General features: G+C 76.4%; 1 pseudogene. It reads left to right on the top strand.

The annotated features are described in order from the left end of the window. A pseudogene (locus AX692_RS20155) lies at window positions 1-424 on the top strand (hypothetical protein); the annotation flags it as partial.

Consider the following 424-nt stretch of genomic DNA (forward strand, 5'->3'; position numbering starts at 1 on the left):
GTGCTGCAATACCGCATCGCGCCCGCGAGCGGCCACGACCCGCGGCTCTACGCCCGCGCCTACCGCGCGCTGGTGACCCTCGGCGAGAACGAGATCGCCGCCGGCGCCTCGCTGCGCCCGCTCGCGCGGCTGCCGGTGCGGGTGGCGGGCGAGGTGCGCTACACCGATGCTGCCGCCTTCAGCACCTTCCGCCCCGCCGCCTATGCCGTCACCGAGCTGGCCCCGCTGCGCCTGCCCTTCGGCGCGCAGGGCGAAGTCTATGCGCAAGGGGGGTGGGTCGGCGGGCCGGGCTCCACCGCCTTCGCCGACGCGCAGGCGAGCGTGACCCGCAGCCTGCCGGTGGTCGCCCACCTTACCGACGAGCGGCTGCGCCTCAGCCTCGGCGCAGGGGCCTGGGGCGGGGCGCAGAAGGGGGCCTGTCTCT

Origin of the sequence: Erythrobacter donghaensis, from assembly GCF_001557325.1 — a bacterium.
GTDB lineage: Bacteria > Pseudomonadota > Alphaproteobacteria > Sphingomonadales > Sphingomonadaceae > Erythrobacter > Erythrobacter donghaensis_B.